Source organism: Rugamonas violacea (assembly GCF_016461825.1).
In the GTDB taxonomy this organism is placed as follows: Bacteria; Pseudomonadota; Gammaproteobacteria; order Burkholderiales; family Burkholderiaceae_D; genus Rugamonas.
Genome location: NZ_JAEMNU010000002.1, coordinates 17,797 through 25,736 on the forward strand (window position 1 = coordinate 17,797; position 7,940 = coordinate 25,736).

The 7,940-nt window shown below is 66.9% G+C and carries 7 protein-coding genes; 4 read left to right on the top strand and 3 right to left on the bottom strand.

The window, feature by feature from the left end:
- Positions 1-74 precede the first annotated feature (74 nt).
- Positions 75-965 (bottom strand): alpha/beta fold hydrolase, encoded by an 891-nt coding sequence (locus H7U20_RS00265; protein ID WP_199517615.1) that lies wholly within the window; start codon positions 963-965, stop codon positions 75-77.
- 226 nt (positions 966-1,191) lie between these two features.
- On the opposite strand from H7U20_RS00265, the gene H7U20_RS00270 reads away from it, so the two are divergent.
- Together H7U20_RS00270 and hslO are read left to right on the top strand one after the other, a co-directional pair.
- A complete protein-coding gene (locus tag H7U20_RS00270; protein ID WP_199517616.1) occupies positions 1,192-1,716 on the top strand; it encodes a gamma carbonic anhydrase family protein in 525 nt (174 codons plus the stop codon).
- A gap of 5 nt (positions 1,717-1,721) precedes the next feature.
- Entirely contained in the window at positions 1,722-2,711 is a 990-nt protein-coding gene (gene hslO / locus H7U20_RS00275) for an Hsp33 family molecular chaperone HslO (protein ID WP_199517617.1), read from the top strand.
- Positions 2,712-2,923: 212 nt separating this feature from the next.
- Here the strand turns inward: hslO and H7U20_RS00280 are convergent, their stop codons facing one another.
- Positions 2,924-3,241: a hypothetical protein gene (locus H7U20_RS00280; protein ID WP_199517618.1), complete on the bottom strand. Its 318-nt coding sequence runs from the start codon at positions 3,239-3,241 to the stop codon at positions 2,924-2,926.
- 182 nt (positions 3,242-3,423) lie between these two features.
- Between H7U20_RS00280 and H7U20_RS00285 the strand changes: the two genes are divergently transcribed.
- Both H7U20_RS00285 and H7U20_RS00290 read left to right on the top strand, forming a co-directional pair.
- Positions 3,424-5,877: a TonB-dependent receptor gene (locus H7U20_RS00285; protein ID WP_304621704.1), complete on the top strand. Its 2,454-nt coding sequence runs from the start codon at positions 3,424-3,426 to the stop codon at positions 5,875-5,877.
- Positions 5,877-7,094: a glycerophosphodiester phosphodiesterase gene (locus H7U20_RS00290; protein ID WP_199517619.1), complete on the top strand. Its 1,218-nt coding sequence runs from the start codon at positions 5,877-5,879 to the stop codon at positions 7,092-7,094. The genes H7U20_RS00285 and H7U20_RS00290 overlap by 1 nt, the downstream gene beginning before the upstream one ends.
- 111 nt (positions 7,095-7,205) lie before the next feature.
- Here the strand turns inward: H7U20_RS00290 and H7U20_RS00295 are convergent, their stop codons facing one another.
- Positions 7,206-7,820: a GyrI-like domain-containing protein gene (locus tag H7U20_RS00295; RefSeq protein ID WP_199517620.1), complete on the bottom strand. Its 615-nt coding sequence runs from the start codon at positions 7,818-7,820 to the stop codon at positions 7,206-7,208.
- Positions 7,821-7,940 lie beyond the last annotated feature (120 nt).

Below are 7,940 nucleotides of genomic sequence, written 5' to 3' on the forward strand. Positions count from 1 at the left end.
CCCCCCCCCCGGCTCTGCGCCTGTGGGCGGTTTGGAAGCCGCTAGCGCCTTGAGCAACGGCATTGCCCCCGGACTCAGTCGGCCAGGAACGCCTCCAGCAGCCGGGCCAGCTCCTCCGGCTGGTCGTGGTGCAGCATGTGGCCGGCGTCGGCCATCATGTGGCAGCGCACGTCGGCCAGGTGGGCCAGGCGGCGGTCGATCTCGATGCGCGCCTCGGCCTTCGGCCCCATCCATTGCCACATATTCGTCTCCGCCGCCTCGATCCACAACACCGGCGCGGTGATCGCCCGCCAGCAGGCCAGCACCTCGTCGATGTGGTACAGCAACGGTCCGGCCTGCTTGTGCACCGGATCGCCCAGGATCTCCCACTGCCCGGCCGCGTTCGGCGCCGACCAGTGCGGCGCCAGGAAGGCGGCGCGGGCGTCGGTCAGGCGCGGGTTGGTTTTTTGCAAACGCGCCGCCACCGCCGCCACGTCCGGGTAGCCGCGCATTTCCGGCGGCGTGCACAGCTCGTCCAACCACTTGGCGTAGCGCGCCGGCGCCTGCTCGGGCTTGCTGGCGGGCATGCCGAAGCCCTCCAGGTTGACCAGCCTGGCGATGCGCCCTGGCCGCACGCCGGCGTACAGGTTGACCACGTTGCCGCCCATGCTGTGGCCGAGCAGATTGACGGCGCCGTCCGGCGCGTAGTGGCGCAGGATGGCGTCGAGGTCGGCCAGGTAGTCGGGGAACCAGTAGGTGTCGGCGCCGGAGCGCTCGCTCAGGCCGAAGCCGCGCCAGTCCGGCGCGATCACGTGCCAGTCGCCCTTGAGGCAGTCGACCACGAACTGGAAGGAGGCGGCCACGTCCATCCAGCCGTGCACCATGAACAGCTTGGGCGCGCCCTCGCGGCCCCAGTGGCGGACGTGGGTGCGCAGGCCGCGCACGGTGAGAAATTCGGAGCGGGAAGGTGTCGGTGTCGTGTGCATGGCGGGCTGCCTTGAATGTCTGGGGATGCTGGCTTGAAATTGGCGCCCTCGGCGCAATATCGGTTCATTGCTGGCCGAGAAACACGATAATAGCACGACCGTTCTTAAATTGCCCGAGAGACAGATCCACCGTCCCGCCCCCTCCTGCGGCGCCGGACTTTTCGGCGGGCAATGGCCGCCAGGGCGTAAAATAGCGCCATCCCTCAGCACTTTACCAAGGCTCTCCATGACTATCTACCAATTGGGCGAAGACGCGCCCGACATCGATGCATCCGCTTTCGTCGCCGACAGCGCCAACCTGATCGGTAAAGTCACCTTGCACGCCAACGCCTCGGTGTGGTTCGGCGCCACCGTGCGCGGCGACAACGAGCGTATCACCATTGGCGAGAACAGCAATGTGCAGGAGGGCACGGTGATGCACACCGACATGGGCTATCCGCTGACCGTGGGCGACAACGTCACCATCGGCCACCAGGCCATGTTGCACGGCTGCACAGTCGGCGACGGCGCGCTGATCGGCATCCAGGCGGTGGTGCTGAACGGCGCCGTGATCGGCAAGGGCTGCCTGGTCGGCGCCGGCGCCCTGGTCACCGAGGGCAAGCAGTTCCCCGACCACAGCCTGATCATCGGCTCGCCGGCCAAGGCCGTGCGCCTGCTGAGCGAAGAGGAAATCGTCAAACTACAAGGCAACGCGGCCAATTACGTCCAGCGCGGCCAGCTGTTCAAGAAGCAACTCAAAAAGATTGGATAACCAGCATGACCACTAGCACCAATACCCCGGCCACGACGCAGATCGTCGGCGCCGACGCCGACACCCTGCAAAAGTTCATCTTCGACAACGCCGCCGTGCGCGGCGAGTTCGTCGACATCTCGGCCACCTGGCGCGAAGTCCTGTCGCACCACCAGGACTACCCGCGCGCCGTCAAGAAGCTGCTCGGCGAGATGGTCGCCGCCGCCGCCCTGCTGTCGGCCAACCTGAAGTTCAACGGCGCCATCATCATGCAGATCCATGGCGACGGTCCGGTGCGCCTGCTGGTGGTCGAGTGCGACGGCGAGCTGCGCCTGCGCGCCACCGCCAAGCTCGACCCGGAAGCGCTCATCGCCGACGACGCCCTGCTGCCGGACATGCTCAACGTGAACGGCAAGGGCCGCTTCATCATCACCCTCGACCCGGCCGACAAGATGCCGGGCCAGCAAGCCTACCAGGGCATCGTGCCGCTCGACGGCGACGACGTCGCCACCGTCATCGAGAACTACATGCTGCGTTCGGAACAGCTCGACACCAAGCTGTGGCTGGCCGCCGACGACGGCGTCTCGCGCGGCCTGCTGCTGCAAAAGCTGCCCCACCACGGCGGCAAGACCGAGGCCGCGCCGCTGACCCAGGACGAGGCGCTGGAAACCTGGAACCGCGCCGTCATCCTCGGCTCGACGCTGAAGGAGCAAGAGCTGCTCGACACCGGCATCGAGGTGCTGATGCAGCGCCTGTTCTGGGAAGAGACGATCCGCGTCTTCGAGCCGCTGCACCCCACGTTCAACTGCAGCTGCACGCGCGAAAAGGTCGGCAACATGCTGAAGATGCTGGGCCAGCCCGAGGTCGACGGCGTGCTCGCCGAGTTCGGCACGGTCGGCGTCAACTGCGACTTCTGCGGCCAGCACTACGAGTACGACAAAGTCGACTGCGCCCAGCTGTTCGCCATCGACGTGCCGGTCGAGGTGCTGATTCCGGTCGGCGACGTCAAGCACTAAGCCAATCCCCCCCGGGGTCAGTGCCGACATTCGGACACGGCCTCTGCCGTAGTTGGGACGGGGCCTTGCGATACAGTTCAGCTTGTGTCCGAATGTCGGCACTGACCCCGAACGACTGACCCCGAACGACGAACCACGGCAAAAAGAAAAACCAGGCGCGCGCCAGCGGCCTGGTTTTTTTCATTTCGGGGAGCCGTCGCTAGCACCGCCGCTTACCAGCGCGGGCAGGTCTTCGGCGCCACGTCGACCGCCGTGATGGTCTTGCCCTTGCCGTCGCGCGTCAGGCGCACCGTCTCGACGCAGGGCGAGCGCATCATGCGCGGCTGCTGCCGCGTGCACGTCACCAGTTGCAGGCCGGCGCGGCCGTCACACGTGAAGCCCTCCACATCCATGCGCAGCAGCGCCTGCTCGCTCGGCATGCCGGGCGGAACCGTCGCGTTGATGAAGGATGTCAGCTCGGGCGAAGGGTACTGGTCGACGCTGGCGCAAGCGGACAACGCCAACAACATCAGGAGGGAAAGCTTACGCATAGGAAATGGGCCTCGGTTCGGAACCCCATTCTAACGGCAAAGCGAGCGCTTCCTCTAGTCCCCGCCCACAGCAAGTCATCAAGACGTCATCGGCCCGTCATCGGCCCGTCACACGGGCGGCCTACCATGCGCAGCGTTGCAGTTCCTCTCATGTTACAACTCTGTCATCCAAGGCATATCCAATGATCAAGCACTCGACCACGCCGCGCGCGCCCTCCTCCACCGCCATCAAGACCATCTCCGCCGCCTCCGTCTGCATGGCGGCCGCGCTGAGCTTCCCCATGATGGCGATGGCGGCCAACGTCGCCGCCGCCGTGGCCGAGATGGCCGCCCCGGCCGCCGACAACGCCGCCCCGGCCGAGGCCGGCGCCGAGTTGGCCGGCGCCGTCGCCGGTCCGATCACCAAGGTCGAGATCACCACCCGCAAGAGCCGCTCCTCGGTGGCGTTGAGCAAGAGCGACATGCAGAAGATGCTGCCCGGTATCAATCCGCTGAAGGCCCTGCAAACCCTGCCCGGCGTCAGCTTCCAGACCGCCGACCCGTGGGGCAACAACGAACAAAACCTGTCGCTGTTCGTGCACGGCTTCAGCGGCCAGCAGCTCGGCTACACCATGGACGGCGTGCCGCTCGGCGACCAACAGTACGGCAACTACAACGGCCTGTCGCCACAGCGCGCCGTCATCAGCGAGAACGTCGGCAACGTCATCCTGTCGTCCGGCGCCGGCGACCTGGCCACCGCCTCGACCAGCAACCTGGGCGGCACCATCGAAACCTTCTCCAGCGAGCCGGCCATGCAACGCGGCGCCACGCTGCAGCAGACCGTCGGCAGCCACAAGACCTCGCGCACCTACGCCCGCTTCGACAGCGGCGTTTTCGGCGACGGCAACCGCGCCTACCTGTCGGCGCTGCACCACGAGGCGCGCGCCTGGGACTTCGCCGGCCGCCAGGGCGGCGACCAGGTCAACGCCAAGTTCGTCAACCAGGGCGCGGCCGGCAAGCTGACCGCCTTCTTCAACTGGTCCGACAAGATCGAACCGAACGAGGACAGCACCGTCCACGTCGCCGGCGAGACCAGCGCGCCCTACACCCGCCCCTTCCTGTTCCCCGACTTCAACGCCGCGCTGAAATACCTGTCGCCGACCGGCGCCACCCCGCCCGCCGACGGCAACAACTACCGCAACTACTACAGCGACGCGCAGCGCACCGACTACCTCGGCTACCTGAAATACGAGGCCAACCTGGGCGAGTCGACCACCTGGTCGAACCAGCTCTACTACCACAACGACGACGGCGTCGGCGTCGTCGCCGGCCCGATCGGCGTGGCCGGCCTGCCGGCCCTGTTCGGCGTCTACTACCCGAACCAAAACCTCAAGCAGGTGTTCGGCGGCTCCGGCTACGCCACCCGCACCACCGAATACACAATCAAGCGCGGCGGCCTGCTGTCGACCCTGCGCACGGAAATCGGCGACCACCAACTGCAAGCCGGCGTCTGGCTCGAGCGCAACCGCTCGTCCGCCTACCGCCGCTGGTACGCGCTCGACGTCAACAACCCGAGCTCGCCTTACGACCGTCCAACCAATCCGCTGATCACCCAGTACGGCAGCACGATCGACAACAAGGTCGTCCAGTTCCACCTGCAGGACGAGTGGCGCGTGCGGCCCGACCTGTCCTTGCAGGCCGGCTTCAAGTCCAGCCTGCAATTCGCCGAAGGCCAGTTCCCCGTGCAACCGGCCAAGGGCGCCATCGCCAACGGCTCGCTGGCGCTGCCGGTGGGCGAGATCATCACCAAGAAATGGTTCCTGCCGCAGGCCGGCGCGCGCTGGGACATCAGCGCGCAGGACCAGATGTTCGTCAACGTGCAAAAAAACATGCGCCAGTTTGTCACCTACGGCGGCGGCGGCGCCTCGCCGTGGAGCCTGGCCAGCCAGCCGGCCTTCGACCTGTTCAAGTCCACCGCCAAGCCGGAAACCTCGGTCACCTATGAACTGGGCCTGCGCTCCAACCACCCGGTCGAGTTCGGCCCCGTCAGCGCCATCGACGGCCAGGTCAACGTCTACCACGTCGACTTCAAGGACCGCCTGCTGCAGATCAGCCCGACGCCGGTGCTGCTGTCCATCATCGGCGGCAACCCGGTGCTGGCCAACGTCGGCAGTGTCAAGACCGACGGTATCGACCTGTCCGGCACCTTGCATTTCGGCCGCATGTTCTCCTTCTACGACGCGCTGTCGTACAATCGCTCGAAGTACTCGGACAACTACAGCAACGGAGCGAACGTGGTCCCCACCGCAGGCAAGGACGTGCCGGGCAGCCCGGAATGGATGAACAAGTTCGTCGCCACGCTGAACGTCGCCGACACCGAATTCCAATTGATCGGCGACTACGTCGGCAAGCGCTACGCCACCTACACCAACGACCTCAGCGTGCCGAGCTACTTCCTGCTCAGCCTGGGCGTGTCCGGCAAGCTGCCGTTCATGAACGGCGGCGTCGTCAAGAACGCCCGCTACCGCGTCAACGTCAGCAACCTGATGAACCGCGACGGCAGCCTGAACGTGGTGGTCGGCGCTGCCGACAAGACCTACAACACCTTCCCTATCGCACCGCGCCAGGGCTTCCTCACCGTCACGGCGGACTTCTGATGAACAAACTGATCTTGCCAAGCCGGCTGTCGCGGCGCGGCTTCATGCGGACGGCGGCCGTCGCCGGCGGCGCCGCGCTGCTGGCGCCCGGCGCCTTGGCGGCGGCGGCCGGCTCCGGCCCGGCCAAGGCCGCGGCGGCAGCGGCCGCCGGGGCCGCCACGACATCATCGTCGGCGGCGCCGACATCGGCCACGCCGCTCGCCACCACGCGGCCGCTGGTGTTCGGCCACCGTGGCGCCAGCGCGCTGCGCCCCGAGCACACGCTGGCCTCCTACGCCAAGGCCATCGCCGACGGTGCCGACTACATCGAGCCGGACCTGGTCAGCACCAAGGACGGCGTGCTGGTGGCGCGCCACGAAGCCAACCTGACCGAGACCACCGACGTCGCCGGCCGCGCCGAATTCGCCAGCCGCCGCGCCAGGAAGACCATCGACGGCGAGACCCACGAAGGCTGGTTCGTCGACGACTTCACCCTGGCCGAATTGAAGACCTTGCGCGCCGTCGAGCGCCTGCCCGTGGTGCGTCCCGGCAGCGCCCAGTACAACGGCATGTTCCAGGTCGCCACCTGGGAAGAGATCATCGACTTCGTCGCCGCCGAGTCCGCCACCGTGGGCCGCGCCATCGGCCTGGTGCCCGAGCTCAAGCACTCGACCTATTTCGCCGGCGTCGGCCTGGCGCTGGAGGACCGCTTCCTCGCCACGCTGGCGGCGCACGAGTACACCCGACGCAACCCGGTCGAGATCCAATCGTTTGAAGTGGCCAATTTGAAATACCTGCGCGGCAAGCTGGGCCGCCGCGCCAACCTGCGCCTGATGCAACTGGTGGTCGGCGGCCCGCTGCGGCCGAGCGACGTGGTCGCCGCCGGCGGCACGCTGACCTTCGAGCAGATGTGCACGCCGGCCGGCCTGCGCGACATCGCCAGCTACGCCGACGTGGTCGCCCCACCGACCCGCGCGCTGATCCCGCTCGACAAGAACGGCAAGCTGGGCCGGCCCACCTCGCTGGTCGACGACGCCCACAAGGCCGGCCTGCGCGTCGAGCCATGGACCTTCCGTCCGGAGAACCGCTTCCTGGCGGCCGACTTCCGCGACGGTGGCGGCGACAACGCGCGCAACGAAATCGGCTCGATCGCCGAGATCAAGCGCTATCTGGCCACCGGCATCGACGGCTTCTTCACCGACGACCCCGCGCTGGGCCGGGCCGCCATCGGCAGCTGAGCGTCGTGCCACATCGGCGGACCGCCGTGTGGGCAGGAATGCATGCCTCGCATGTATTCCCGCCACGACGCATCCGCCACGCGGCGTAGCAAAAACGCCATCCGGCGCCGGCTAAGCGGCCTGCATCGGATGGCGAATGATGGTCTTCCACCTCTCCGGCGCGGCGCGGCGGATATCGCTCAGATAGATTTCGTGGTGCTTGCCGCGCCGGCCGCCACGCCCGTCGATGTAGGCGTGCAGACGGTCGATATTCGGCTTCTCCTCGCTGAACGGGCCGACGTGCAGCAACTGCGCGCAACGGCCCTCGACAAAACTGTCGTAGCGCAGGCGCGCCACGCCGGGCAGCGCCTTCTTCCGCTGGACCTCGGCCATGGCCGCGTCGATGACATCGGCGCCGACGAAGTCCGGCTGCAAAATCATCATCGTCCAGCGCCACTGGCTGCGCTCGTTCGCCTCGAAGGCCGCCATATCGTCGGCCCACCACAGCCCCTCCAGCGGCATGACCGCATAGTCGATCGGCTGCGCGCCCTTCTTCAACATGAACTTGGCCGTGTAAGACACCGAAAACAGCGCCTCGACCGCCTCGGCATAGGCCGGCGTGGTGTTCGGGTCACCGGCGCCGTCGACCATCAGATAGTGCAAGGGCGGCACCTCCACCTCCACCACCTCCTTGGCCGACGGTTGGTACAACTGCTTCCAGTCCTTTTTCAGGTCGATCTTTTCCACTGCCCCTCCGAATGTTGAGTGCGCCGCCGCACAATATCGATACCATTCTAACAACATTCCCAGCTCATCCCCCTCCCAAAAACCCGGCGGGGTCAGAGAAAACCCGGCGGGGGGGGGGGG

What these genes read in the sequence shown, in the direction of transcription:
- H7U20_RS00265 (WP_199517615.1), bottom strand. Translation starts at nt 965, where the DNA reads ATGCACACGACACCGACACCTTCCCGCTCCGAATTTCTCACCGTGCGC.
- H7U20_RS00270 (WP_199517616.1), top strand. Translation starts at nt 1,192, where the DNA reads ATGACTATCTACCAATTGGGCGAAGACGCGCCCGACATCGATGCATCC.
- hslO (WP_199517617.1), top strand. Translation starts at nt 1,722, where the DNA reads ATGACCACTAGCACCAATACCCCGGCCACGACGCAGATCGTCGGCGCC.
- H7U20_RS00280 (WP_199517618.1), bottom strand. Translation starts at nt 3,241, where the DNA reads ATGCGTAAGCTTTCCCTCCTGATGTTGTTGGCGTTGTCCGCTTGCGCC.
- H7U20_RS00285 (WP_304621704.1), top strand. Translation starts at nt 3,424, where the DNA reads ATGATCAAGCACTCGACCACGCCGCGCGCGCCCTCCTCCACCGCCATC.
- H7U20_RS00290 (WP_199517619.1), top strand. Translation starts at nt 5,877, where the DNA reads ATGAACAAACTGATCTTGCCAAGCCGGCTGTCGCGGCGCGGCTTCATG.